We start from the raw sequence: 23,758 nt of genomic DNA, 5'->3' as shown, positions 1-23,758 counted from the left end.
CCGAGTTGACCGGACAAAAGGGGCATCAACCCCGGGTGATTCGAGGAAAAACCGTCCCCTGGTGACGATCCGCGATCTCGGGAGCGGCACCGGGTCGATGCGGAGGTGGTTGAGCGGGCGGCTCGGTGTCCCGGAGCGCTGGGTGCTGCAGGACCGGGATCCGGAGCTGCTGGCGCTCGCGGTGGACGACGAGGCCGGTGTTGAGGTTCGGGTGGAGGAGATCGGGGCGCTGAGCGGGGCCGAGCTGGTGGGGACGTCGTTGGTCACGGCTTCGGCGTTGCTGGACGTGCTCACCGCCCGGGAGGTCGACGCGCTCGTGGCGGCCTGCGTCGAGGCAGGGTGTCCCGCGCTGCTGACGCTCACCGTCACCGGCCGCGTCGAGCTCGACCCGCCGGGACCGCTCGACTCCCGGTTCGAGGCGGCCTTCAACCAGCACCAGCGTCGCCACCTGCTCGGCCCGGACGCTGTCGCGCACGCCACCGCCGCGTTCGAGGCGCGCGGCGCGACCGTGCTGACCCGCCCCAGCCCGTGGCGGCTCGAACCCGGCCCGCTGACCGAGCAGTGGTTGCGCGGCTGGATCGGCGCCGCCTGCGAGCAGGACCCCGACCTGACCTCGGAAGCACCTGACTACCTGCGGCGGGCCGGAGAGCTGCGGGCCGTCGTCGAGCACGCCGACCTCCTGGCGATCCCGGGGGAGCGGACGTGAGCCGCCGGATCTGGCCCTGGCTGCGCGCGCTGGTGGCGGCCGCGATCCTCGCGGTCCTGGCCTGGCGGCTGGGCACCGACGCCTTCCTGAACGGACTGCGCGCGATCGGTCCCCGGACGGCGCTCGCGGCGCTGGGCATCGGGCTGGCCACCACGGCTTTCAGCGCGTGGCGGTGGTGCGTCGTCGCGCGCGGCCTCGGCCTGCGGTTGCCGCTGCGGGTGGCGCTGGCCGACTACTACCGCGCGCTGCTGCTCAACGCCGTGCTGCCGGCCGGGGTGCTCGGCGACGTCCACCGGGCCGTCAGCCACGGGAACCGCTCCGGCGACCTCGGCGGCGGCGTGCGGGCCGTGCTGCTGGAGCGCTTCGCCGGGCAGCTCGCGCTCCTGGCGGTCGGCGCGGTCGTGCTGGTCACCGACCCGGTCGTGCCGGTGCCGCTGCTGCCCGCGCTGCTGGTGATCGGCGCGCTCGCCGGGTCGGCGCTGCTGATCCCGGCGGTGCGCCGAGCCGCGGTGACGTTCTGGCGGGACGCGCGGCGCGGTGTGCTCACCCGGCGGGCGGTGACCCCGGTGGCGGTGTCGTCGCTGGCGACCGTCGCCGGGCACCTGGCCCTGTTCCTCGTCGCGGCCCGCGCTTCCGGGGCGGAGGCGCCGCTGGGCGTCCTGCTGCCGCTGCTCGTGCTCGCGCTGCTGGTGATGGCGCTGCCGATCAACGTCGGGGGCTTCGGGCCGAGGGAGGCGTTCCTCGCGCTGGCCTTCGCGGCCACCGGGCTCGACGCGGCGCAGGGCCTGGCGACCTCGGTGACCTACGGGGCGCTGACCCTCATCGCCGCGCTGCCCGGCGTGCTCGTGCTGGTCAGTGGACGATCCGGTGGCACAGCGCCGGAAGCCCCGCCGCCAGCAGATCGGGAAGAGCGTCGAACGGGCTCTCACCGCTGATCAGGTGGTCGAAGACCGGATCTGCCAGCAGCTCCAGCGCCAGACCCATCCGCTGCGCGAAATCGCGCCGGGGATGGGCGACCGCGCCGACCTGGCTGCCGCGGATCGTCAGCCGCCGCGAGTGGAACGACTCGCCCAGCGGCGCGCTCACCGCCCGGTCGCCGTACCAGCTCAGCTCGATCACGCGGCCCTCGGTGGCCAGCAGCTCCAGCGACCGGGCCAGCCCCCGCTCGCTGCCGCTGGCGTGCACCACGAGATCGCACTCGCCCTCGGCATCGGCAGGGGCGGCGAAGCCGACGCCCAGGGCGCGCGCGGTGGCCTCGCGGGCCGGGTCGACGTCGACGAGCTGCACCCGGACTCCGGGGACGCGGGCCAGGATCGCGGCCGCGCTGCACCCGACCATCCCGCCGCCGACCACCGCGATCCGGTCGCCGATCAGCGGCGCGGCGTCCCAGACGGCGTTGACCGCGGTCTCCACCGTTCCGGCCAGCACCGCGCGTCGCGCCGGGACCGACGGCGGCACGACGGTCACCGCCGAGGCGGGGACGACGTAGCGGGTCTGGTGCGGGTAGAGGCAGAACACCGTGCGGCCGACCAGCTCGGGCGGGCCCTCCTCGACCGCACCGACGTTGAGGTAGCCGTACTTGACCGGCCACGGGAACTCGCCCTCCTGGAACGGCGCCCGCATCCGCTGGTGCTGCGAGCCCGGGATTCGCCCTTGCAGCACGAGGCTTTCGGTGCCCCGGCTGATCGCCGAGTACAGGGTGCGCACGGCCACCTGATCCGGCGAACGCTCGGGCAGCGCGGCGCGCCGGATCTCGCCCCGGCCGTGCCCGGTGACCCACAATGCCCGTGCGGTCTCTGCCATCGATGACCTCCGAGAACAGGGTGGACATGATCGAACTCCACCGCAACACCGCCGAGCACCTGGCGTGGGCGGGAGCTCAGGTGCTCGCGCTGCTCGCCGTCGCCGCGACGGTGGGGCTGGGCCCGCTCGGCTGGGCCGCCGGGCTCGCTTGCGCGCTCGGCACCCAGGCGCTGGTGCGTCGCGCGATGCTCCGGCACGCCACCACCTGCCTCGGCCCGGCCGACCGGATCACGCTCGTGCGCGCCGCCCTGACCGCCGTGATCACCGCGCTGGTGGCCGACGGGGTCGGCCCGAGCTTGCTCGTCGTGCTCGGGGTCGTGGCGCTGATCAGCGACTTCCTCGACGGGCAGGTCGCCCGGCGCACCGGGACCACCTCGCCGTTCGGGGCGCGGCTGGACATGGAGGTCGACGCGTTCCTGATCCTCGTGCTCAGCGTCCACGTCGCCACCGCGCTGGGGCCGTGGGTACTGGTGATCGGGCTGATGCGCTACGCGTTCGTCGCCGCCTCGTGGCGGCTTCGGTGGCTGCGGGAGCAGCTCCCGCCCAGCCGCGCGCGCAAGGCCGTCGCGGCGGTGCAGGGGATCGTGCTCGTCGCGGTCTCGTCGGGTCTCGTGCCGCACGCGGCGGCGTGGGTGTTCCTGGCGCTGCTGGTCCTGGTGTGGTCGTTCGGCCGGGACGTGCTGTGGCTCAGGCGTTCTCGGACGTGACCTTCGGGAAGTAGCGCAGCACGGCGACGTCGCCGATCTTGGTCACGTCCTCCAGGTGGAAGCGGCGCTCCGGTCCGCCGGGGAACAGCGCCGGGTGCAGGAAGCGCGGCGCGGTCTGCTGCCCGACGAAGATCGGTGCGATCGCCATCCGCAGCTCGTCGGCGAGACCGGCCCGCAGGAACCCGGTGTGGATGCAGGTCCCGCCCTCGACCATGAGCCGCCGCACTCCTCGATCGCCTAGGTCGTCGAGCATCTCGCCGAAGTCGAGTTCCGTTCCCATGGCGGCGACTTCGGCCAGTCCGTCCACAGTGGTCGACTCCGCTCCGGAGTCGGTCGTGTAGACGAGCTTGGCGCCGTCGAGGTGCCACAGCCGCAGCGCGGGGGAGAGGTCGCCGCTGCCGGAGACGATGACCTTCATCGGGTGCTCCGGCGCGCCGCGCGCCAGGCGGGCGGCGCATCGCTCGGCGCTGCGCACCAGCAGGCGCGGGTCGTCGCGCCGGACGGTGCCCGCGCCGAGCAGGATCGCGTCGGACTCGGCGCGCACCTGGTCGACGTGGTCGAAGTCGGCGGCGTTGGACAGCGGGAAGCGCTGCGGGCTCACGTCGTCGATGCAGCCGTCGGCGCTGACGGCGACGCTGAGCAGAACGTGGGGGCGCGGCACGCCCGCCACGGTACCGATTGATCGTCCGCAGCGCCTCGACCAGCGAACTCAACAAAGTGTTGACAAAGCCCGGTGATGGGGGCCACTATTCTGTGGAACGGAAACAAACATCCGCGATACGGAATTAAGGGGACGGCTGCGATGAGTCACGCACTGCCCTACGAGGTGAACTGCTCGATCCTGCTGACCGAGCTGCCGCTGCTGGAGCGCCCGGCCGCGGCCAAGGCCGCCGGTTTCGACGCCGTCGAGTTCTGGTGGCCGTTCGACACCGCGGTGCCCGCGCAGCGCGACGTCGACGCCTTCGTCCGCGCCGTCGAGGACGCCGGCGTGCGGCTGGTCGGGCTGAACTTCTTCGCGGGTGACATGCCCGGCGGCGACCGCGGCCTGGTCTCCTGGCCCGAGCGCAGCAGCGAGTTCCGCGACAACGTCGACGTCACCGTCGCGATCGGCGAGCGCCTGGGCTGCACGGCCTTCAACGCCCTCTACGGCAACCGCGTCGACGGCGCCTCCGCCCAGCAGCAGGACGACCTCGCGGTCGAGAACCTCGCGCTCGCCGCGAAGTCCGCCGCCCGCATCGGCGGAACGGTGCTGGTCGAGCCGGTCAGCGGCCCGCAGCCCTACCCGCTGCGCACCGCCGCCGACGCGCTGGCGGTCATCGATCGCGTGCAGGCGGCCTCCGGCGCCACCAACCTCGGCCTGCTCGCCGACCTCTACCACCTGGCGGTCAACGGCGACGACGTCGACAAGGTCATCGCCGACCACATCGACCGCATCGCGCACGTGCAGATCGCCGACCACCCGGGCCGCAACGAGCCCGGCACCGGGTCGCTGCCGCTGCAGCAGCAGCTCGCCGCGCTCGAACGCGGCGGCTACCGCGGCTGGGTCGGCCTGGAGTACAAGGCCGGTGGCCAGGCGGGCCCCTTCGACTGGCTCCCGCGCGAGCGCCGCAGCTGAGAAACCGCAGAACTTCCGGAAGGACGAAAGCAATGAGCTCGATCGCGTTCATCGGCCTGGGCGTCATGGGAAGCCCGATGGCCGTGCACCTCGCCAACGCCGGCCACGACGTGACCGGCTACAACATCACGCCGAACAAGTACGGCCCGCTCAAGGAAGCGGGCGGCAGCTCGGCCGATTCCATCGCCGAGGCCGTCTCGGGCGCCGAGATCGTCTGCGTGATGGTTCCCGACAGCCCCGACGTGCGGGACGTGCTCACCGGCGAGGACGGCGTGTTCGCCCACGCCAAGCCGAACGCGCTGATCATCGACTTCTCCAGCATCCGCCCCGACGTCACGATCGAGCTCGCCGAGGAGGCCTCCGAGAAGGGCTTCCGGCTGCTCGACGCCCCGGTCTCCGGTGGTGAGGCCGGGGCCAAGAACGCGGCTCTGTCCATCATGGTCGGTGGCTCGGCCGAGGACTTCGCCGCCGCGGCGGAGGTCTTCGACCACGTCGGCAAGACCGTCGTGCACGTCGGCCCCAGCGGCGCGGGCCAGACCGTCAAGGCCGCCAACCAGCTCATCGTCGCCGCCAACATCCAGGCCCTGTCCGAGGCCGTGGTGTTCGTCGAGTCCTACGGCGTGGACGTCGAGGCCGCGCTGGAGGTCCTCGGCGGCGGGCTGGCCGGGTCCGCGGTGCTCAACCAGAAGCGGTCGAACATGCTCAACCGCAGCTTCGACCCGGGTTTCCGGATCGACCTGCACCACAAGGACCTGGGCATCGTCACCGCCGCCGCCCGCGAATCCGGCGTCGTCGTGCCGGTCGGCTCGCTGCTCGCGCAGCTCATGGCCGCCGCCCGCGCCCAGGGCGACGGCGGGCTCGACCACTCCGCCCTGCTGCGGGGCGTCGAACGACTCTCCGGCCGCAGCACCACCTGACCCCGCAGCCCGACGCGGGGATGACGGGGTGCGGCCGCGCACAGGTGACGGACCGCGGCCGCACTCCCGTCACCACCCGATTACGGCGGTATTAGGTGACCCGATTACCGCCGTAATCCGCCACCCGATTACGGCGGTATTCCGCTACCCGGTTACGGCGGTATTCGGGAACCCGATTACGGCCGTAATCCGCAACCCCCGCAGCGAGACCTGCCCCTGACGCCGAAACGAGGACGAACATGACGCGCATGCGCACCGTGGACGCCGCCGCCCTCATCCTGGAGAAGGAGGGCGCCACGCAGACCTTCGGGCTGCCCGGCGCCGCGATCAACCCGTTCTACAGCGCCATGAAGAAGCACGGCGGCATCCACCACGTGCTCGCCCGGCACGTCGAGGCCGCCTCGCACATGGCCGAGGGCTACACGCGGGCGGAGCCGGGCAACATCGGCGTCTGCGTCGGCACCTCGGGCCCGGCGGGCACCGACATGATCACCGGGCTGTACTCCGCGTCGGCGGACTCGATCCCGATCCTGGCCATCACCGGCCAGGCCCCGGTCAACAAGCTGCACAAGGAGGACTTCCAGGCCGTCGACATCGAGTCGATCGCCCAGCCGGTCACCAAGTGGGCGGTGACGGTGCTGGAACCCGCGCAGGTCCCGGGAGCGTTCCAGAAGGCGTTCCAGCTGATGCGCACGGGCCGTCCGGGCCCGGTGCTCATCGACCTGCCGCTGGACGTGCAGCTGGCCGAGATCGAGTTCGACATCGACACCTACGAGCCGCTGCCCGTGGTCAACCCGCGCGCCACCCGGGCGCAGGCCGAGCACGCGCTGGGGATGCTGGACGCCGCCGAGCGGCCGCTGATCGTCGCCGGTGGCGGGGTCATCAACGCCGACGCCTCGGCGCTGCTGGTGGAGTTCGCCGAGATCCTGGGGGTCCCGGTCGTGCCGACGCTGATGGGCTGGGGCGCGATCGCCGACGACCACCCGCTGTCGGCGGGCATGGTCGGGCTGCAGACCTCGCACCGCTACGGCAACGCGACGCTGCTGGAGTCGGACTTCGTGCTCGGCATCGGCAACCGCTGGGCCAACCGCCACACCGGCGGGCTCGACACCTACCGCGGTGAGCGGAAGTTCGTCCACGTCGACGTCGAACCCACCCAGATCGGGCGGGTTTTCGCGCCCGACTACGGCATCGTCTCCGACGCCCGCGCGGCGCTGGAGGTCTTCGTCGAGGTCGCCCGCGAGTGGAAGCGGGACGGCAGGCTGGCCGAGCGCGGCGAGTGGGCCGAGCAGTGCCGCGAGCGCAAGTCCGCGCTGCTGCGCAAGACCCACTTCGAGTCGGCGCCGATCAAGCCGCAGCGGGTCTACCAGGAGATGAACCGCGCGTTCGGTCCCGACACCCGCTACGTCTCCACGATCGGGCTCTCGCAGATCCAGGCGGCGCAGATGCTGCACGTCTACCGGCCGCGGCACTGGATCAACGCCGGTCAGGCGGGTCCGCTGGGCTGGACCGTGCCGGCCGCGATCGGCGTGGCCACCGCCGACCCCGAGTCCACCGTGGTCGCGGTGTCGGGGGACTACGACTTCCAGTTCCTGGTGGAGGAGCTGGCGGTCGGCGCGCAGTTCAACATCCCGTTCGTGCACGTGCTCATCAACAACGCCTACCTGGGGCTGATCCGGCAGGCGCAGCGCGGGTTCGACATGGACTACCACGTGCAGCTGGCCTTCGAGAACATCAACGCCCCGGAGGTCAACGGCTACGGCGTCGACCACGTCAAGGTCGTCGAGGGCCTGGGCTGCAAGGCGCTGCGGGTCTTCGACTCCGACGCCATCTTCGACGCGCTGGAGCAGGCCAAGAAGCTCGTCGCCGAGCACCGCGTCCCGGTGGTCGTGGAGGTCGTGGTCGAGCGGGTCACCAACGTGTCGATGGGCACCGAGATCGATGCGGTCAACGAGTTCGAGGCGCTGGCCGAATCCGGCGCCGACGCTCCGACCGCGGTAGCGGGCCGGTCATGAGACTGGTCAGAGTGGGCGAACCCGGCGCCGAGCGGCCGGGGGTGTTGGACGCTGCGGGCCTGGTCCGCGACGTGTCCGGGTTCGCCCACGACATCGACGGCGCACTGCTGGCCGACCCCGAGCGCCTCGCGGCGATCGAGGCCGGCCGGCAGGCCCTGCCGGAACTACCCGCGACGCGCTTCGGCCCGCCGATCGCGCGCCCGGGAACGGTGGTGGGCATCGGGCTGAACTACCGGTGCCACGCCGCCGCGGCCGGTGCCGAGCCCCCGGCCGAACCGATCGTGTTCCTCAAGCCCAGCGGCGGGATCACCGGTCCGCACGACGAGATCGTGCTGCCGCCGGGCAGCGAGCAGACCGATTGGGAGGTCGAGCTGGGCGTCGTCATCGGCACCCGGCTGCGCTCCTGCCCGGACCCGCGGGCGGCGCTGCGGTCGGTGGCGGGTTACGTCGCCGCCAACGACGTCACCGAGCGCGCGCAGCTGACCAGCGGGCCGACGTGGGTGCGCGGCAAGTGCCACGACACCTTCACCCCGCTGGGCCCGTGGCTGCTCACCGCCGACGAGATCGACGACCCGCAGGACCTGCGCCTGGAAGCGCAGGTCAACGGGATCCCCCGGCAGCGGGGGAGCACGGCCGACATGGTCTTCGGCGTCGGCGAGCTGCTGGCGCACCTGAGCGGCCTGATGACGCTGCACCCGGGGGATCTGGTGCTCACCGGAACCCCGGCCGGAGTCGCGGCTCTGCACCCGGAGCCGCGCCCGTTCCTCCGCCCCCGCGACGTGGTCGACATCGAGGTCCAGCACCTCGGGCGCCAGCGATCCACGGTCCGGGGCTAGGAGGCCCGGGGCGGGAGGCGCTCTGCCGGACCCCTCCCGCCCCGGGGCCGCACCGCGCGAACTCGCGCTGGTGGGTCAGGGCTTGAGCGCCGCTCGCAAGCGCGCCGCGTAGGCGCGGAAGAGGGCGGGCATGTCGACCTTCTCGGGGGCGAGGAGCCACTGGAGCTGGAGGCCGTCGATGGTGGCGACGATCTCGGCCGCGATGGCGTCGCAGTCGGCCTCCGGGCGAACGTCGCCGTGCGCCACGCCCTTTCGGAGTTCGTCGGCGATCATGGTGCGGACGTTGTCGTAGCGGGTGGTGAACCACTCCCGCGCCGGGTGCAGGTCGGCCTGCTCGGCGCGGGCGTGGCAGCACTGGCAGGACGGGGCCTGGTGCACCGAGCACGGTGCGTTCACCCTCCACATCGGACGTTCGTTGGGCGAGCTACCGATCGCCGCGGAGGTCAAGGTCGAGCCGTGAGCGGGAGCGGGGGCGGGCCTCGGGGGTTCCGGGGCCCGCTCATCGTGGTCGCCTAATCGGGTCACGCTGGCTACCCCAACGGGTGGTCAAGTGGAATCCAACCACCCTAGTTCCTTCCGTATCGCATTCATCTTTGCAGGTCAGATGAATATTTCTCTTTTTCCGCTGCTGATCCGGTCGCGTGGCAGCGGTCCTGCCCGCGGGTTAGCGTTCGCTCGGATTTGATCTCCCGCTCGGGTGGAACTCCGTGTCCTCCTTGGAGAAAGTAGGTATCCGATGCGCACTCTCCGCGAAAAGTCCTGTTGGACAGCGGCGCTCGTCATCAGCGCCGGTATGGTCATCGGCGTCATGCCGGCCTCGGCCGACACGACCGACAACGACGGCATCAACATCGGCAACGACAACAACGTCAGCGTCGCCCCGGTCCAGCTGTGCGGGAACAACGTCGGCGTGCTCGGCCTCGTGGCGCCGATCGGCTCGGGTCAGGACGTGGAGTGCACCAACGCACCCATCGTCGACCACCCCGAGGCCGCCGAGGAACCCCCGGCTGAGGACCCCCCGGCCGAGGAGCCGCCCGCGGAGCAGCCGCCCGCCGAGGAACCCCCGGCGGACTCGGGCACGGAGGTCCTGCCGGAGGCGGAGCCGCCGGCCGACGCCTCGACGGAGGTCCAGGACGCCTCCGAGAGCCTTCCCGAGGCACCGGCCCCCGAGGCCACCGAAGGGCACGTCGCCGTCACCGGCTGACCGACCCCGCACCGGCGCGTCAACGCCGACCGCTCTGCGCATTCCCCACCGCAGACCGGTCGGCGTCGTCGCGCCCGCACCCGGACGACCCGATTTCAATGGAAATCGGGTACCTGACTTCCGTTGAAATCCGGTCGCCCCGGTGGTGGCGGGAGTTTCGGTACGGTGGTGTGAGCGGAGATCGTCTTCTAGGAGTGGGTATGGGCTTGTTCGGTGGGATGATGGGCAACGCTTCGGGGATGGACCCGCAGGCCGCTGCCAAGGAGTTCGGGCGGTTGCTGGCGCAGGGGGAGCAGATCCACGCCGCCTACCAGCTGATCCGGGATTCGCTGATCTTCACGGATCGGCGGCTGATCCTGGTCGACAAGCAGGGCGTGACCGGGCGCAAGATCGAGTACCACTCGTACCCCTACCGCAGCATCACGCACTTCTCGGTGGAGACCGCGGGCACCTTCGACCTCGACGCGGAGCTGAAGTTCTGGGTTTCCAGCATGCCGGAACCGGTGTCGCACCAGTTCGGCAAGGGCGTCGACGTCTACGAGGTGCAGGCGCTGCTGAGCACGTTCGTCGCACGGTGATCGATTCGCACCGGGTGTGAGCTGGTCCATCCGGGCAGCGGCATACTGCCCGGATGGATGTCCACACCAGGATCGTCGACGCTGCGATCCAGCGGATGGCGACCGCGGGCTACGAGGGGCTGTCCATCAGCTCGGTGGCCCGGCTCTCCGGCCTGTCCCGGCCGACGATCTACGCGCACTTCGGCACGCTGGAGCAGCTCATCGCCGAAGCTCTGGAAACCGCTGCCGTCCAAGTGATCTCGCGCGTGACCGAGCGCGCCCGTGAGGAGGCGACGACCGCCGCCGACTACGTGGTGGAGGTCATGGTCGCCGCGCGGACGGAGTTCCGCGCCAGTCCCGCGCTCGCGCCGATCGCGTTCCCGCAGCGCGGCACCATCCTCTTCGACGGTGATCCGATGGGTCCCGGGGCGCTGGAGCTGTCGCGCTCGTTCCTGCTGCCGCTGCTGGAGTTCCAGCCGGAGCTGGAAGCCGAGCTGGAGGAGATCGCCGAGACCTGCCTGCGCTGGCTGGTGTCGCTGGTGCAGTTCGAGAGCGCCCGCTCCCGCTCGGACGCGAAATTGCGCGCCTACCTGCACCGACATCTCGTTCCCGGATTGGGCGTCACCTCCTGATCTTTACATCGTTGACAGAGGTTGTAAGCCTGCGTCAACGACAGAAGGGTCCGGTGTGCGCGTCTCAACCTCCCGCCGCCGCTTCATGGGCATGGCCGCCCTCGGTTCCGCCTCTGCGCTCGGACTGACCACCATCTCCACCCGCCGCTCCGCGCACGCGGCCGAGCACGCGCCGGCCGTCGTCATCGGAACCGGCTACGGCGCGGCGGTCACCGCCCTGCGCCTCGGCGCGGCGGGCGTGCCCACCGTGATGCTGGAGATGGGCCGGTTGTGGAACACCCCGGCCGAGGACGGCACCATCTTCTCCAGCATGCTCACCCCGGACCGCCGGTCGACGTGGTTCAAGGAGCGCACCGAGGCGCCGCTGGCGTCGTTCCTGTGGCTGGACCTGGCCAACCGCGACATCGAGCCCTACGCGGGCGTGCTCGACCGCGTCAACTACGGCGACATGTCGGTCTACGTGGGCCGGGGCGTCGGCGGCGGATCGCTGGTCAACGGGGCGATGGCGGTGACGCCGAAGCGCTGGTACTTCGAGGAGATCCTGCCCGAGGTCAACGCGGACGAGATGTACGGCCGGTACTTCCCGATGGCCAACTCGATGCTGGGCACCAACAGCATCGACCCCGACTGGTTCGAGACCTGCGACGCCTACCAGTTCGCCCGCGTCTCCCGCGAGGCCGCGCACAAGGCCGGGTACAGGACGACGTTCGTGCCCAGCGTCTACGACTTCGACTACATGCGCCGGGAAGAGGAGGAGCTGGTGCCGCGCTCGGCGCTGGCGTCCGAGGTCATCTACGGCAACAACCACGGCAAGCGCTCGCTCGACAAGAGCTACCTCGCCGCGGCTCTGGGCACCGGCAACGTCACCATCCAGACGTTGAGCGAGGTCCGCGACATCGCCCAGCAGCAGGACGGCACCTACGCGCTGTCGGTGCGCCGGATCGACGAGACCGGCAACGTCCTGGGCGTGCACCAGCTGACCGCGAAGTACCTGTTCCTCGGCGCGGGCAGCCTCGGCTCGACGGAACTGCTGCTGCGCGCCCGCGACACCGGCAAGCTGCCGCGCCTCGGCGAGGCGATCGGCGAGGGCTGGGGCACCAACGGCAACGTGATGCTCGGCCGCGCCAACCACATGAAGGACCTGGTCGGACCGCTGGAATCGGGCATGCCGGCGATGGGCATCGACGCCTGGGACGACCCGGTGAACCCGGTGTTCGCCGAGATCGCGCCGGTCCCGGCCGGTCTGGAGACGTGGGCGAGCCTGTACCTGGCGATCACCCGCAACCCGGAGCGCGGCGCGTTCCGCTACGATCCGGGCAGCGACCGGGCGATCCTGCAGTGGCGCGAGGAGCAGGGGCAGCCGTCGATCGACGCGGCCAAGCAGCTGTTCGACCGGATCAACGAGGTCAACGGCACCAGCTACCGCTACGACCTCTTCGGCGACACCCGCGCCTTCGAGAACCGCTTCACCTACCACCCCCTGGGCGGCCTCGTCCTCGGTGAGGCCACGGACCTCTACGGCCGGGTGAAGGGCTACGACAACCTCTACGTCACCGACGGCTCTCTCATCCCGGGCTCCACGGGCGTCAACCCCTTCGTCACCATCACCGCCCTCGCCGAACGCAACATCGCCCAGGTCCTCGCCCAGGACATCCGCACCACCTAGGACGCCCGTCCGAGACCCACCTCCCCGGCGGTCCGGCTCCTGTCCCCGGTGGTGGGGGAAGTTTTCATTAAAACTCCCCCCACCACCCACCCAGAGGAAGTTTCCGTCGAAACTTCCCCCGACGAACCCCGGCAACCCCACCACCAGCACGTTCTCTCGTGGTGGCGCGGGTGAGGTTTCAGTTGACACCTCGGTTCGGGGACGTGGGGAGCGAAGCTTTCATGAAAACTGCGCCACCCCGAAAGGGACCCTCAGGACGAAAACCCCGGTATTCGACACGACGAAAACCGGGGTTCTTGACCGGTCGAAAACCCCGGTTTTCGTCGTGAGGGGCCTGATCGGGTGGTTGTGGGAGGGGGTTCCACTCCCCGGAACAATTCTGTCGGAGCCTTGCCGGAAAAATCGCCTGGTTCGAGCATGTGCGGCATGCGGATGCCCGGCGAAGCGCACGCCCTGGTGCGTCAGACCCATCAGGAGCGCGTGCTGCGCGCGCTGCGGGAGCGGGGCTCGCTGAGCCGGGGTGAGATCGCCGAGGCCGTGGGGTTGTCGCGGACCACGATCTCCGAGATCACCCGCGACCTGCTGCGGGACGGTGCCGTCGTGGTCGTCGACACCGACGCGGCGCAGCGGGCGGGCAGCGGCAGGCCCGCCGAGCGGCTCGCGCTGGACCCGGATTCCGGCCAGTTCCTGGGGGTGGACTTCGGGCACCGCCGGGTGCACGTGGCCGTCGCCGACGCCTCCCACGACGTCGTCGCCTCCGGCCGCCAGACCTACTCCGACGGCGCGGGCTGGCCGGAGCGGATCACGACCGCCTTCGCGCTCATCGACCGGCTCGGTCACGACCGGGGCCTGCACTTCCGGGCGCTGCACGGCATCGGCATCGGCGTGACCGGCCCGCACCCGCGCTCCTCGGCTCCGCACGCCCCCGAAGGCGCGTTCGGCCCGGGCTTCGCCGCTGCGCGCGACGACGTGGACGTCGCCTTCGCCGAGCGCTTCGGCGCCTCGGTGATCGTGGACAACAACACCCGCTTCGCCGCCCTCGCCGAAGCGCTCGCCGGTGATGCCATCGCCGAGAACCTGCTCTACGTGCGACTTTCCGACGGCGTCGGCGGGGCGCTGGTGATCGGCGGCCGCATCGTCCCCGGAGCCACCGGGCTCGCCGGGGAGCTCGGCCACGTCACGGTCGTGCCGGGTGGGGCGCGATGCCGGTGCGGCAAGGACGGCTGCCTGGAGACCGTCGCGTCGGTCCCGGCGATCCTGGCCGCCTGCCGGGAACGCGGCGCCGACGTCGGCTCCCTCGACGAACTCGCCCGCTCACGCGATCCCGCGATCGTGCAGGTGCTGCGCGAGACCGCCGAGGTGCTGGGTCGGGCCCTGGGCACGATCGCGATGGTGTTCAACCCGTCCGAGGTCGTCATCGGCGGTGAGATCGCCCGGCTCGCACCGGTGCTCGTCGAGCGGGCCGCCGAGACCGCCGGCCGGGAGCTGTTCCCGTGGGTCGCGGCGAAACCGCTCGTCCGGTGCGCCCGGCTCGCCGACGACGACGGCGCACTCGGCGCGCTCGCCGCTCTCTTCCGCAGCTCACCACTTCTCGCCGACCACCCGGAACCCGCGCCGATCCGCGCGCTCCCGGCCTGAAGGAGGCAGTGATGGCAGTGCTCAGCGAGCGCCGCACCGCGCCCGACGCGGCACCGAGCCGCAGCTCACCGATGCTGCTCAACACCGCCTCGATCCTGCTCGGCATCGCCGTGTGGTGGGCGGTCTCCGCGCTGGGCGTGAAGATCCCGGCGCCACCGGAGGTCGCGGCCCGCGCGGCCGAGATGCTCGCCGATGGCACCCTGCTCGCCGACACCGGCTCGAGTCTCGCGCGGGTGCTGTCCGGGTTCGCGCTGGGCACGGTCGTGGCGGTCGGCGTCGGATTCCTGATGGGCTGGTACCGGCCGGTGCGGGCGCTGGCCGAACCGTGGGTGCAGTTCTTCCGCACCATCCCGCCGCTGGCGATCATCCCGCTGGCCATCGTGCTGATGGGCATCGGCGAGGTCCCGAAGATCTTCGTGATCTTCCTGGCCGCGTTCCTGGCCTGCGTCATCTCGACGCTGCAGGGCGTGGTCACGGTCGACCGGACGCTGATCAACGCCGCCCGGGTGCTCGGCGCGGGCGACGCCACGATCTTCGCGAAGGTCGTGGTCCCGGCCTCCGCGCCGTTCATCCTCGTCGGCATGCGCGTGGGTCTGGGCTCGGCGTGGGCGACGGTCGTCGCCGCCGAGCTCATCGCGGCGCAGGAAGGACTCGGCTTCCGGATGCAGAACGCCCAGCTCTACTACGACCTACCGACGATCTTCGTCAGCCTCGTCGCGATCGGCGTCCTCGGCCTGGTCATGGACCGGTTGCTGCTGTTCGCCGAGCGCAGGCTGACCGGATGGCAGGAGCGCCCGTGAACGCCAAGATCGCCGTGGACGGCGTCACCAAGACCTTCGACCTGAGCGGCGAGCCCCTGGTGGCGCTCGACGACGTGTCGCTGGAGATCGCCGACAACGAGTTCGTCACCGTCGTCGGCCCCTCCGGCTGCGGCAAGAGCACGCTGCTCAACGTCCTCGCCGGGCTGGAGGCACCCAGCGCGGGGCGCGCCCTGGTCGACGGCGTCCCGGTGTCCGGTCCCGGACCCGACCGCGGCGTCATCTTCCAGCAGTACGCGCTGTTCCCGTGGCTGACGGTGCGCGGCAACGTCGAGTTCGGCCTCAAGATCGCCGGAGTGCCCAAGGTCGAGCGGCGTTCGCGGGCCGAGCACTTCATCGACGTCGTCGGGCTCGCCGACTTCGCCGACGTGCTGCCCAAGGCGCTCTCCGGCGGGATGCGGCAGCGCTGCGCCATCGCCCGCGCCTACGCCGTCAACCCCGAGATCCTGCTGATGGACGAGCCCTTCGGCGCCCTCGACGCGCTGACCCGGGTGAAGCTGCAGGACCAGCTGCTCAGCGCGTGGGACCGCGAGCGTCGCACGGTCCTGTTCATCACCCACGACGTCGACGAGGCCGTGTACCTGGCCGACCGGGTCGTGGTGATGGCCTCCCGGCCCGGCCGGATCCACGACGTCGTCGAGGTCGACCTGCCGCACCCGCGCACCGAGGAGGTCCGGTTGAGCGCGGAGTTCACCGCGCTGCGCAACCGGGTCTGGAACTCCGTCTACCACCAGGGGACCGTCGCCGAGAGGACGCCATGACCAGCAGGAAGAGATGGCTCGCAGCACTGCTCACCGGACTCGTCGTCGCGCTCAGCGGGTGCGGCGGTTCGTCGGACGCCGGCGAGGTCCGGTTCGGCTACATCGGCGACTACAACGGCGCCAGCCTGCTCGCCGTGGCCGAGGACCAGAAGCTCTGGGAGAAGCACGGTCTCACCGCCGAGATCAGCTCGTTCAACAACGGCCCGCTGCAGATCCAGGCGCTGGGCAGCGGTGACCTGGACTTCGGCTACATCGGTCCGGGCGCGATGTGGCTGCCCGCTTCCGGGCAGGCGAAGGTCGTCGCGCTCAACACCCTCGGCAACGCCGACCGCGTCATCGCCCAGCCCGGCATCACCGACGTGGCGGACCTGCGCGGCAAGACCGTCGGCGTGCCGCAGGGGACCTCGGGGGAGATGATCCTCGACCTGGCGCTGAGCCGGGCGGGCATGACCAAGAGCGACGTGAAGGTCGTGCCGATGGACGCCTCGACGATCGTGTCGGCGTTCTCCGCCAAGCGCATCGACGCCGCCGGGTTCTGGTACCCGGCGCTGGACACCGTGCGCAAGCAGGTCCCGGGACTGGTCGAGCTGGCGAGGAACTCGGATTTCGCCGGGCAGCTGGAGTTCCCGACCGCGTTCGTCGCGGGCAACGACGTCGTCGGCCGGGACGAGGCGCGCCGCACCGTGGCGGTGCTGCGCGACGCGATGCGCTACCGCTCGGCCAACCCGGAGCGCACGATCGAGCTCACCGCGGGCCTGCTCGAGAAGGACCCCGCCCAGGTGCGCGCCGATGCCGCCAACGTGCGGGTGCTGGGCGTCGACGAGCTCGACGGCATGACCCGCGACGGAACCGTGCGGAACTGGTTGTCGGGGATGGACGCCTACTTCACCGGCACCGGCCAGCTCCGGCGCAGCACCGGTCCGGAGAACTACTACGCCGCCGACCTCTTCACCTCGGCGGGCACCCCGTGAGCCGCCGCAACGTGCTGCTGCTGATGACCGATCAGCACCGCGCCGACACCCTCGGCGCCTACGGGAACCCGCTCGGTCTCACCCCCAACCTCGACGAACTCGCCGCCACCGGAACGCGTTTCGACCGCTGGTACACACCGACGGCCATCTGCACGCCCGCGCGCGCGAGCCTGCTCACCGGTCAGGCGCCGTTCCGGCACAAGCTGCTGGCCAACTACGAGCGCAACGTCGGCTACATCGAGGACCTGCCCGACGGGCAGTTCAGCTTCTCGGAAGCGTTGCGGGACAACGGCTACAACTGCGGTCTGATCGGCAAGTGGCACGTCGGCACCGCCAAGACCGCCGGCGACTTCGGCTTCGACGGGCCGGACCTGCCCGGCTGGCACAACCCCGTCGACGACCCCGACTACCTGGCCTACCTCGCCGAGCACGACCTGCCGCCGTACGAGATCAGCGACCGCGTCCGCGGCACCCTGCCCAACGGCGGTCCCGGGAACCTGCTGGCCGCGCGGTTGCACCAGCCGGTGGAGGCGACCTTCGAGCACTACCTGGCCACGCGCGCCATCGAGACGATGGAGCGCTACGCCGCCGACGTGCGCGAACACGACAAGCCGTTCTTCCTGCAGCTGAGCTTCTTCGGGCCGCACCTGCCGTACATCGTGCCGGACGAGTACTTCGACCTGGTCGATCCCGGCGTGATCCCGCTGCCGCGCTCGGTCGCCGAGACCTTCCACGGCAAGCCGCCGGTGCAGCGAAACTACAGCGACCACTGGACGTTCGACACGATGCCGCTGGAGACCACCCGCAAGCTGATCGCCGTGTACTGGGGGTACGTGGCGCTCATCGACCACGAGATCGGCCGCGTGCTCGACGCGATGCGGCGGCTCGGGCTGGCCGACGACACGGCGGTGCTGTTCACCTGCGACCACGGCGAGTTCACCGGATCCCACCGGCTGCACGACAAGGGCCCGGCGATGTACGAGGACATCTACCGCACCCCGGGCATCGTGCGCGTGCCGGGCGCGCCCGGGGGAGTGGTGCGCGACGAGTTCGTGAGCCTGCTGGACTGCACCGCCACCATCCTCGACCTCGCCGGCATCGACCCGGAACCCGCCGTGGACTCCCGAAGCCTGCTACCGCTCGTGTCCACTTCGGACTCCGTCGGGTGGCAGGAGGACATCGTCTGCGAGTTCCACGGCCACCACTTCCCGTACCCGCAGCGGATGCTCCGCACCGACCGCTACAAGCTCGTCGTCAACCCCGACTCGGTCAACGAGCTCTACGACCTGCACGCCGACCCGGACGAGCTGCTCAACCGCTACGCCCACCCGGAGATGGCCGAGGTCCGCTCCCGCCTGATGCGCCGCCTCTACGACCTCCTCCGAGACCGGGGCGACAACTTCTACCACTGGATGACCTCGATGTACGAGGTCGGAGACGTCACCCACGACCCCACCCTCAGCGGCCTCGACGACCAGACCTACCAGCGGTGACCGGCACACCCGGACGACCCGTGTCACCCGGACGAAAACCGCGGTTTTCGCGCGTCAAAAACCCCGGTTTTCGTCGCGCGAAAACCGGGGTTCTTGACCGTGGTGGGGTGGGGTTCAGTCTTCGGCGGTGGTGTTGGGGTTGATGTAGCCGCTGATGAAGGCGACGAGGCCGAAGAGGACGGCGGCGCCGATGCTCGGGGTGAGCAGGGTGTCCGAGGCCCAGCTGATCCAGGTGGGCTGCACGAGCAGCAGGCCCACGATCTGCACCGCGACCAGGACGGCCGCCAGGACGAGGAAGATCAGCAGGGTGGCGGTGAACGCGGTTCGGCACACGGCCTGCGCTCGGGTGGGTGTGGTGGTCATCGAGACTCCTGAATCGCGAGGGGTGGGTCAGCGCAGGACGGGCAGGGCGCCCCAGGCGATGAGGCAGCCGATCAGCATGATCGGGACCATGTAGTAGCCGATCAGCGGGAGGAACGTCTTCTCCGGCTTCGCACCGGTGATCCCGGCCGCCACGAAGATCGAGCCCGACGCCGGGGGAGAGGCGCCCTCGGTGGAGGCGAACACGAGGATCGCCGTGACCGCCAGGACCGGGTCGACCCCGACCGCGACCAGGGACAGCAGTGCGACGTGCCCGACGGCGGTGAGCGTCGCCGTCGACGACAGCGGGCCCGCCACCACGGCCACCAGCACACCGACCAGCAGCGCCATCACGTACTTGTTGAGCTGCAGGTCGCTGAGGATGCCGTCGATGTCGTCGGCCAGCCCCAGCTCGCCCAGGATCTCGCTGGCCGCCACCGCGAAGAACAGCAGCGCGCCGATGCTGGTGAAGCGCGGCATCGCCTCGGTGATCCAGGTGTTCCAGGCGCGCGCCCCGCGCGGGAGCTCGCGACGACCCACGATCAGGGCCAGGACGATGATCAGGATCGGGATCCAGGTCAGGATCTCGATGTCGTCGAGCGCATCACCGATCGGCGTGCTGCCGGTGAGGAACGCCGCGATCGGGCCGACGGTGATGGCGATCGGGACCACGGCCCCGAGCACGATCAGCAGCGCGGACCCGCCCTCGTGGAGGGCCTGGCGCAGCGGCTGGAGCTCCTCCGCGGGCGAGCGCTGGATCCCGTCCTTGCGGACGAAGTAGAAGACCAGCAGCAGGCGCCAGATCACCTGGTAGATCCCGGCGCACAGCAGCGCCAGGTAGATCTGGCCGGTGGACACCATCGGACCGGCGAAGCCGATCATGATGACCATCGAGGCGCTGGGCGGTAACGCCGCGCCGAGACCGCCGTTGCCGGCGAGGAAGGTAGCGCTGCGCTCCGGGGTCCAGCCGGTGCGGATCATCCACGGGCCGGTGAAGGCACCGGTCGCGGCGGTGTTGCCGGAGTTCGACCCCGACAGCGCTCCCATCACGGCCGAGCCGATCGTGTCCACGACGACGGGGCCGCCCCGGACGCGTCCGACCAGCGAGTTCAGGATTCCGAGCAGTTTCTGGATCAGGCCCGTGCGGTCGACGACGTATGCCATGAACACGAACGCGATCGCGGCGTAGAGGACTTCTTCGTCGAGCGCGCCGAGCATGCCGTCGAGCAGTGCTGCGGGTGCGTCGAGCCCGGCGAACGCTGCGGTGACCAGCAGACCGAGCAGCATCGCTTCGCCCATGTTCCGCTTGAACGCGACGTTCCAGATGATGATGGTGGCGATGAACGCGCTGAGCGCGATAAGGCCGATTGGCATGTTTCAGGTTCCCCTCTTCGGCACTGGAGCGGGGTGGACGGGGGTGGGTCAGGCGGAACGTTCGCTGAGGATCTGCTGGTAGCGGGCGGCTTCATCGTCCAGGACGGCCCGGGCGCCGGTGAGGGTGCGGTGGGCTTCGGCGAGCGGGACGACGATCGCGCCGTCGCCGTCGGCGACGACGATGTCGCCGCGGTGCACGGCCACACCTCCGACGGAGGTGTCCTCGCCGACGCGGCACGGCCCGTTCTTGTAGGGGCCTGCGGGTGAGGTGCCCACCGCCCACACCGGGAACCCGGCCTCCTGGAGGGCTTCGACGTCGCGGACCGCGCCGTCGATGATCATGCCGCGCACGCCGCGGTTGATCGCGCGGTGCGCGATGAGCTCGCCGATCAGCGCCCGCGAGGGGTCACCGCCACCGTCGACGACCAGGACGTCGCCGGGGCGGACCTGCTTGAGCGCCTGGTGGATGCCCTTGTTGTCGCCCGGGCGGCACAGCACCGGGAACGCGCGGCCGGCGATGTGCGCGCCGGGCCACATCGACTGCACGCGAGGAGCGATGACGCCCAGCCGTTCCCGCGCGTCGCCGATGGCGGCGGTGGGGATCTCGGCGAACGCGTCGAGCAGCGCGGCCAGGTCGTCCGCCTCGTGGAACGAGCGATGGCGGCCGGCGGTGGCCGTGGTCATCACGGGTGCCACGCCCAGCGAGGCGAGCAGGTCGGCGGCGGCCTGGGACTCGTGCGCCCGCCGCAGCGCGTGCTTGCGGGTGCCCTTGTCGAGCCGGTCGAGGGCGCTCTCGCCGCCGACGAGGGCCTTGGCGATCTGCTCGCGCACCCACGCGGATTCGCCCGCCGCGGCACCGGCGTCCAAGGCTTCGCTGATGATCGCGCCCAGGCCCTTCATGAAGACGGTCCGCAGCATCTTCCGCCGCGAGGCGTCGCCGGGCTCACCGCCGATCGAGTCGACCTCGGCGCCCAAGCCCCGGAACGCCTCGGCGACCTTCTCGGAGGCCGGGCCGGAGGCGATCAGCGCGGTCTTCGGGCCGAACTGGGGGACCGAGCCGATGACCGCGACGTCGGCGCAGCGGTCGGAGTGATCACCCAGCGCTGCGGCCACATCGGTCTTGAGCTGCGGCGATGCCGCGTTGAGGTCGGCGTAGACGGTGTTGGGGCCGAGGTGCGGTGCGCTCTCGGCGGCGACCGCGACGGCGTGCGCGGCGGTCACCAGGCTGATCACCAGGTCGGCGTCGCGCACGGCCGCGGCGACGCCGTCCGCGGCTGCGACGCCGGTCGGCAGCGGGGGCGTGGCGGGGTCGTAAGCCGTCACGGTCGCACCGGTGGCGGCGAAACCGGCGGCATAGATGCTGCCGGCCTCGCCCAAGCCCAGCACTGCGATCTTCATCGATCGAACTCCGTATCATTCTATGATAAGAACGTGCAGTTAGTGAGAAGACTGTGCGAGGCGGCACGCCGCGTGTCAATGGGTGTGAGCGAACTTCTCACGCAGTGATAGATTCGCGGGGTCTGCAGGAGGTGCCATGACGACCGCGAAGAGCAACCCGATGCGTTCCGTGCACCGGGCTTTCGAAGTCCTGAAGGTGCTGGAGCTCGCGCAGCAACCGCTGCGGCTGACCGACCTGGCGCAGCGCAGCGAACTGCACGTGGCCACCACGCAGCGCGTGGTCAACGTGCTCATCGAGCACGGCTACGCCAGCAGGCACGCCAACGGCTACACCGCCGGGCCCGCCTCGTTGTCGACCGCGCACGCGTTCGCCATGACCAGTCCGCTGCGGCTGGTGGCCCGGCCGGTGCTGGAGGAGCTCGCCACCGCGACCGGCCTCACCGCGTCGCTGTACGTGCGGGTGCAGGAGAGCCGGGTGCTCATCGACCGCGTCGAAGGCGGGCGGCGGCCGCAGTACTCGCTGCCCATCGGGGAGCGGCTACCGCTCTACCCGGGCGCGGCGGGCAAGGTCTTCCTCGCCGCCGAGGACGATCTCGCAGCGGAGGCCGAGCGGCTGGGCTCGGTGACCTTCACCAACGGGAAGACCGTGGGGGCGAAGGAGATTCGCGCAGACCTGGAGCGGGTCCGCCGCGAGGGGTGCGCGATCTCGGTCGACGAGCGCAAGACCGGGACCACCGCGATCGCCGCGCTGATCAACGACAACGCGGGAAACCTGCTGGGCTCCCTCGGGCTCAGCGGCGCCAGCTCGTCCTTCGGCGACGTCAACGACTCCGCCCTGCCCGGGGAGGTGCGCCGCGCAGCGCAGGCCATCGGATTCCGCGTCCCCGCAGCGTGACTCGGGTCCTCCGTGCTCGTGGGGGTGGGGGCGGTTTTCATTAAAACTCCCCCCACCACCCACGGAATCACGCCACGGCCGGGGTCGTGTCGCTGAGGTCCCGCTTGTAGGTCTCGGCCAGCAGGTAGGTCGAGACGAACGAGATCAGGCACAGCACCACGACGTAGCCTGCGATGGACAGCGAGCTGCCGGTGGCGGCGAACAGGCCGGTGCAGATCATCGGGGCGATGCCGCCGCCGAGGATCGCCGCGATCTGGTATGCCAGCGACGCGCCGCTGTAGCGCAGGCGGGTGCTGAACAGCTCCGAGAAGAACGCCGACTGCGGCCCGTACACCGCGGTCCGGCAGCCCTGCACGACGATGCCGGCCAGCAGGAACAGCGTGATCACCCCGGTGTCCACCAGCATGATCCACGGCACCGCGAACACCCCGAGCATGAGCATGCCGCCCAGGGCCATGCCGCGTCGGCCGATCCGGTCCGACAGCATCCCGAAGGCCATCATCAGCGGGATGTCGATGGCCGCGAGCAGGGCGTTGGCGCTGAGGATCGTGGTGCGCTCGTAGTCGAGGGTCTTGGTGGTGTACGAGACGATCCAGGTGGTGCCGACGTAGAACGTAGCGTTGGTGGCCAGGAACGAACCGGCCGCGAGCAGGATCGTCTTCGGGTGGCGGCGCAGCACCTCGATCACCGGCATCCGCTCGGCGCGCTCCTGCTCCTTGCGCTCCATCGCCTGCTCGAACACCGGGCTCTCGCTGATCTTGAGCCGGATCGCGAAGCCGACGACGATCAGCAGCGCGCTGCACAGGAACGGAACCCGCCAGCCCCAGGCCATGAAGGCGGCCTCGGACATCGTCGCCGACAGCACCGTGAACGTCAGGTTGCCCAGCAGCAGGCCCGCGGGAACGCCGACCTGCGGCCAACTCCCGTAGAAGCCGCGCTTGCCCTCCGGTGCGTGCTCCACGGCCATGAGCGCGGCGCCGCCCCACTCGCCGCCGACGCCGATGCCCTGGGCGAAGCGCAGCAGCGTCAGCAGGATCGGGGCCCACACGCCGATCGTGGCGTAGGTGGGCAGCAGCCCCATCAGCAGCGTCGCGAAGCCCATCAGCATCAGCGAGGCGATGAGCATGGGTTTGCGGCCGAGCTTGTCGCCGTAGTGGGCGAACAGCACGCCGCCGATGGGCCGGGCGATGAAGCCGACGGCGAAGGTCGCGAACGCGGCGACGGTGCCGACGACCGGGTCGAACTTGGGGAAGAACAGCTGGTTGAACACCAGCGCTGCGGCGGTGCCGTAGATGAAGAAGTCGTACCACTCGATGGTGGTGCCGATGAGGCTGGCGAGCGCGACGCGGCGCGCACTTGTCGCGGTGGCGGCCATTCCGGTCGTCCTCCGGG

The 23,758-nt window shown here is 70.8% G+C and carries 24 protein-coding genes; 17 read left to right on the top strand and 7 right to left on the bottom strand.

All coding sequences use genetic code 11. The features are described 5' to 3' along the window. Positions 1-61: 61 nt before the first annotated feature. Positions 62-706, top strand: coding sequence for an SAM-dependent methyltransferase (locus tag QFW96_RS00215; RefSeq protein ID WP_343231345.1), 645 nt, complete (start codon positions 62-64; stop codon positions 704-706). Next, positions 703-1,641, top strand: a complete 939-nt coding sequence (locus tag QFW96_RS00210; protein WP_281453400.1) for a lysylphosphatidylglycerol synthase transmembrane domain-containing protein — start codon at positions 703-705, stop codon at positions 1,639-1,641. The genes QFW96_RS00215 and QFW96_RS00210 overlap by 4 nt, the downstream gene beginning before the upstream one ends. Here QFW96_RS00210 and QFW96_RS00205 read toward each other — a convergent pair. After that, a complete protein-coding gene (locus tag QFW96_RS00205) occupies positions 1,559-2,509 on the bottom strand; it encodes a zinc-dependent alcohol dehydrogenase (RefSeq protein ID WP_281453399.1) in 951 nt (316 codons plus the stop codon). The genes QFW96_RS00210 and QFW96_RS00205 overlap by 83 nt on opposite strands. A 26-nt stretch (positions 2,510-2,535) precedes the next feature. Between QFW96_RS00205 and QFW96_RS00200 the strand changes: the two genes are divergently transcribed. Then, positions 2,536-3,216, top strand: a complete 681-nt coding sequence (locus QFW96_RS00200) for a CDP-alcohol phosphatidyltransferase family protein (RefSeq protein WP_281453398.1) — start codon at positions 2,536-2,538, stop codon at positions 3,214-3,216. On the opposite strand, the gene QFW96_RS00195 is transcribed toward QFW96_RS00200, so the two are convergent. Further along, the gene (locus tag QFW96_RS00195; protein ID WP_281453397.1) at positions 3,197-3,877 is read right to left on the bottom strand and encodes a RibD family protein; all 681 of its coding nucleotides are present in this window, start codon (positions 3,875-3,877) and stop codon (positions 3,197-3,199) included. The two genes, QFW96_RS00200 and QFW96_RS00195, sit on opposite strands and share 20 nt — an antisense overlap. Positions 3,878-4,018: 141 nt before the next feature. Here QFW96_RS00195 and QFW96_RS00190 point away from each other — a divergent pair, with 141 nt between their 5' ends. From QFW96_RS00190 to QFW96_RS00175, 4 genes are all read left to right on the top strand, one after another. After that, on the top strand, positions 4,019-4,831 hold the full coding sequence (locus tag QFW96_RS00190; protein WP_281453396.1) for a hydroxypyruvate isomerase family protein: 813 nt from the start codon (positions 4,019-4,021) through the stop codon (positions 4,829-4,831). Then, positions 4,828-5,748: a 2-hydroxy-3-oxopropionate reductase gene (locus QFW96_RS00185; RefSeq protein WP_281453998.1), complete on the top strand. Its 921-nt coding sequence runs from the start codon at positions 4,828-4,830 to the stop codon at positions 5,746-5,748. Before QFW96_RS00190 ends, QFW96_RS00185 begins: the two co-directional genes overlap by 4 nt. 239 nt (positions 5,749-5,987) lie before the next feature. After that, positions 5,988-7,763 (top strand): glyoxylate carboligase, encoded by a 1,776-nt coding sequence (gene gcl / locus QFW96_RS00180; RefSeq protein ID WP_281453395.1) that lies wholly within the window; start codon positions 5,988-5,990, stop codon positions 7,761-7,763. Next, positions 7,760-8,599: a fumarylacetoacetate hydrolase family protein gene (locus tag QFW96_RS00175; RefSeq protein ID WP_281453394.1), complete on the top strand. Its 840-nt coding sequence runs from the start codon at positions 7,760-7,762 to the stop codon at positions 8,597-8,599. The genes gcl and QFW96_RS00175 overlap by 4 nt, the downstream gene beginning before the upstream one ends. Before the next feature lie 75 nt (positions 8,600-8,674). Here the strand turns inward: QFW96_RS00175 and QFW96_RS00170 are convergent, their stop codons facing one another. After that, the gene (locus QFW96_RS00170; RefSeq protein WP_281453393.1) at positions 8,675-8,995 is read right to left on the bottom strand and encodes a TetR family transcriptional regulator C-terminal domain-containing protein; all 321 of its coding nucleotides are present in this window, start codon (positions 8,993-8,995) and stop codon (positions 8,675-8,677) included. Positions 8,996-9,392: 397 nt separating this feature from the next. Between QFW96_RS00170 and QFW96_RS30160 the strand changes: the two genes are divergently transcribed. From QFW96_RS30160 to QFW96_RS00125, 9 genes are all read left to right on the top strand, one after another. Continuing rightward, a complete protein-coding gene (locus QFW96_RS30160; RefSeq protein WP_343231344.1) occupies positions 9,393-9,803 on the top strand; it encodes a hypothetical protein in 411 nt (136 codons plus the stop codon). 200 nt (positions 9,804-10,003) lie between these two features. Then, complete coding sequence (locus QFW96_RS00160; protein ID WP_281453392.1) at positions 10,004-10,381, top strand: PH domain-containing protein; 378 nt, start codon at positions 10,004-10,006, stop codon at positions 10,379-10,381. Between the two features lie 53 nt (positions 10,382-10,434). Further along, positions 10,435-10,992, top strand: coding sequence for a TetR/AcrR family transcriptional regulator (locus QFW96_RS00155; protein ID WP_281453391.1), 558 nt, complete (start codon positions 10,435-10,437; stop codon positions 10,990-10,992). Between the two features lie 85 nt (positions 10,993-11,077). Then, positions 11,078-12,658 (top strand): GMC oxidoreductase, encoded by a 1,581-nt coding sequence (locus QFW96_RS00150; RefSeq protein ID WP_485119552.1) that lies wholly within the window; start codon positions 11,078-11,080, stop codon positions 12,656-12,658. A gap of 426 nt (positions 12,659-13,084) precedes the next feature. Then, the gene (locus QFW96_RS00145) at positions 13,085-14,296 is read left to right on the top strand and encodes an ROK family transcriptional regulator (RefSeq protein WP_281453390.1); all 1,212 of its coding nucleotides are present in this window, start codon (positions 13,085-13,087) and stop codon (positions 14,294-14,296) included. 11 nt (positions 14,297-14,307) lie between these two features. Further along, entirely contained in the window at positions 14,308-15,096 is a 789-nt protein-coding gene (locus QFW96_RS00140) for an ABC transporter permease (RefSeq protein ID WP_281453389.1), read from the top strand. Further along, positions 15,078-15,875, top strand: coding sequence for an ABC transporter ATP-binding protein (locus tag QFW96_RS00135; protein WP_343231343.1), 798 nt, complete (start codon positions 15,078-15,080; stop codon positions 15,873-15,875). Before QFW96_RS00140 ends, QFW96_RS00135 begins: the two co-directional genes overlap by 19 nt. Beyond that, positions 15,872-16,846 carry an aliphatic sulfonate ABC transporter substrate-binding protein gene (locus QFW96_RS00130; protein ID WP_281453387.1) on the top strand — a complete coding sequence of 325 codons (975 nt, stop codon included), beginning with the start codon at positions 15,872-15,874 and terminating at the stop codon, positions 16,844-16,846. The genes QFW96_RS00135 and QFW96_RS00130 overlap by 4 nt, the downstream gene beginning before the upstream one ends. Continuing rightward, the gene (locus tag QFW96_RS00125) at positions 16,843-18,339 is read left to right on the top strand and encodes a sulfatase family protein (RefSeq protein ID WP_281453386.1); all 1,497 of its coding nucleotides are present in this window, start codon (positions 16,843-16,845) and stop codon (positions 18,337-18,339) included. Before QFW96_RS00130 ends, QFW96_RS00125 begins: the two co-directional genes overlap by 4 nt. Before the next feature lie 114 nt (positions 18,340-18,453). Here the strand turns inward: QFW96_RS00125 and QFW96_RS00120 are convergent, their stop codons facing one another. The 3 genes from QFW96_RS00120 to QFW96_RS00110 are packed head-to-tail and all read right to left on the bottom strand — an operon-like array spanning position 18,454 to position 21,471. Continuing rightward, on the bottom strand, positions 18,454-18,702 hold the full coding sequence (locus QFW96_RS00120; RefSeq protein WP_281453385.1) for a hypothetical protein: 249 nt from the start codon (positions 18,700-18,702) through the stop codon (positions 18,454-18,456). Positions 18,703-18,729: 27 nt separating this feature from the next. After that, a complete protein-coding gene (locus QFW96_RS00115) occupies positions 18,730-20,073 on the bottom strand; it encodes a TRAP transporter large permease subunit (protein ID WP_281453384.1) in 1,344 nt (447 codons plus the stop codon). 48 nt (positions 20,074-20,121) lie between these two features. Further along, a complete protein-coding gene (locus QFW96_RS00110; protein WP_281453383.1) occupies positions 20,122-21,471 on the bottom strand; it encodes an RraA family protein in 1,350 nt (449 codons plus the stop codon). Between the two features lie 136 nt (positions 21,472-21,607). Between QFW96_RS00110 and QFW96_RS00105 the strand changes: the two genes are divergently transcribed. Next, positions 21,608-22,366, top strand: a complete 759-nt coding sequence (locus QFW96_RS00105) for an IclR family transcriptional regulator (RefSeq protein ID WP_281453382.1) — start codon at positions 21,608-21,610, stop codon at positions 22,364-22,366. A gap of 67 nt (positions 22,367-22,433) precedes the next feature. Here QFW96_RS00105 and QFW96_RS00100 read toward each other — a convergent pair whose 3' ends face one another. Then, on the bottom strand, positions 22,434-23,741 hold the full coding sequence (locus QFW96_RS00100) for an MFS transporter (protein ID WP_281453381.1): 1,308 nt from the start codon (positions 23,739-23,741) through the stop codon (positions 22,434-22,436). Between the last annotated feature and the right edge of the window lie 17 nt (positions 23,742-23,758).

The sequence above is a fragment of the Saccharopolyspora ipomoeae genome (assembly GCF_029952525.1).
Classification (GTDB): domain Bacteria; phylum Actinomycetota; class Actinomycetes; order Mycobacteriales; family Pseudonocardiaceae; genus Saccharopolyspora; species Saccharopolyspora ipomoeae.
The sequence above is the reverse complement of the archived record's forward strand: the minus strand, read 5'-3'. Positions and strand labels throughout refer to the sequence as shown.

Bases quoted from the DNA above. Each gene is read 5' to 3' on its own strand.
- QFW96_RS00205 (WP_281453399.1), bottom strand. From the start codon at position 2,509: ATGGCAGAGACCGCACGGGCATTGTGGGTCACCGGGCACGGCCGGGGC.
- QFW96_RS00200 (WP_281453398.1), top strand. From the start codon at position 2,536: ATGATCGAACTCCACCGCAACACCGCCGAGCACCTGGCGTGGGCGGGA.
- QFW96_RS00190 (WP_281453396.1), top strand. From the start codon at position 4,019: ATGAGTCACGCACTGCCCTACGAGGTGAACTGCTCGATCCTGCTGACC.
- gcl (WP_281453395.1), top strand. From the start codon at position 5,988: ATGACGCGCATGCGCACCGTGGACGCCGCCGCCCTCATCCTGGAGAAG.
- QFW96_RS00175 (WP_281453394.1), top strand. From the start codon at position 7,760: ATGAGACTGGTCAGAGTGGGCGAACCCGGCGCCGAGCGGCCGGGGGTG.
- QFW96_RS30160 (WP_343231344.1), top strand. From the start codon at position 9,393: ATGGTCATCGGCGTCATGCCGGCCTCGGCCGACACGACCGACAACGAC.
- QFW96_RS00160 (WP_281453392.1), top strand. From the start codon at position 10,004: ATGGGCTTGTTCGGTGGGATGATGGGCAACGCTTCGGGGATGGACCCG.
- QFW96_RS00155 (WP_281453391.1), top strand. From the start codon at position 10,435: ATGGATGTCCACACCAGGATCGTCGACGCTGCGATCCAGCGGATGGCG.
- QFW96_RS00150 (WP_485119552.1), top strand. From the start codon at position 11,078: ATGGGCATGGCCGCCCTCGGTTCCGCCTCTGCGCTCGGACTGACCACC.
- QFW96_RS00145 (WP_281453390.1), top strand. From the start codon at position 13,085: ATGCGGATGCCCGGCGAAGCGCACGCCCTGGTGCGTCAGACCCATCAG.
- QFW96_RS00140 (WP_281453389.1), top strand. From the start codon at position 14,308: ATGGCAGTGCTCAGCGAGCGCCGCACCGCGCCCGACGCGGCACCGAGC.
- QFW96_RS00135 (WP_343231343.1), top strand. From the start codon at position 15,078: ATGGCAGGAGCGCCCGTGAACGCCAAGATCGCCGTGGACGGCGTCACC.
- QFW96_RS00130 (WP_281453387.1), top strand. From the start codon at position 15,872: ATGACCAGCAGGAAGAGATGGCTCGCAGCACTGCTCACCGGACTCGTC.
- QFW96_RS00120 (WP_281453385.1), bottom strand. From the start codon at position 18,702: ATGACCACCACACCCACCCGAGCGCAGGCCGTGTGCCGAACCGCGTTC.
- QFW96_RS00115 (WP_281453384.1), bottom strand. From the start codon at position 20,073: ATGCCAATCGGCCTTATCGCGCTCAGCGCGTTCATCGCCACCATCATC.
- QFW96_RS00110 (WP_281453383.1), bottom strand. From the start codon at position 21,471: ATGAAGATCGCAGTGCTGGGCTTGGGCGAGGCCGGCAGCATCTATGCC.
- QFW96_RS00105 (WP_281453382.1), top strand. From the start codon at position 21,608: ATGACGACCGCGAAGAGCAACCCGATGCGTTCCGTGCACCGGGCTTTC.
- QFW96_RS00100 (WP_281453381.1), bottom strand. From the start codon at position 23,741: ATGGCCGCCACCGCGACAAGTGCGCGCCGCGTCGCGCTCGCCAGCCTC.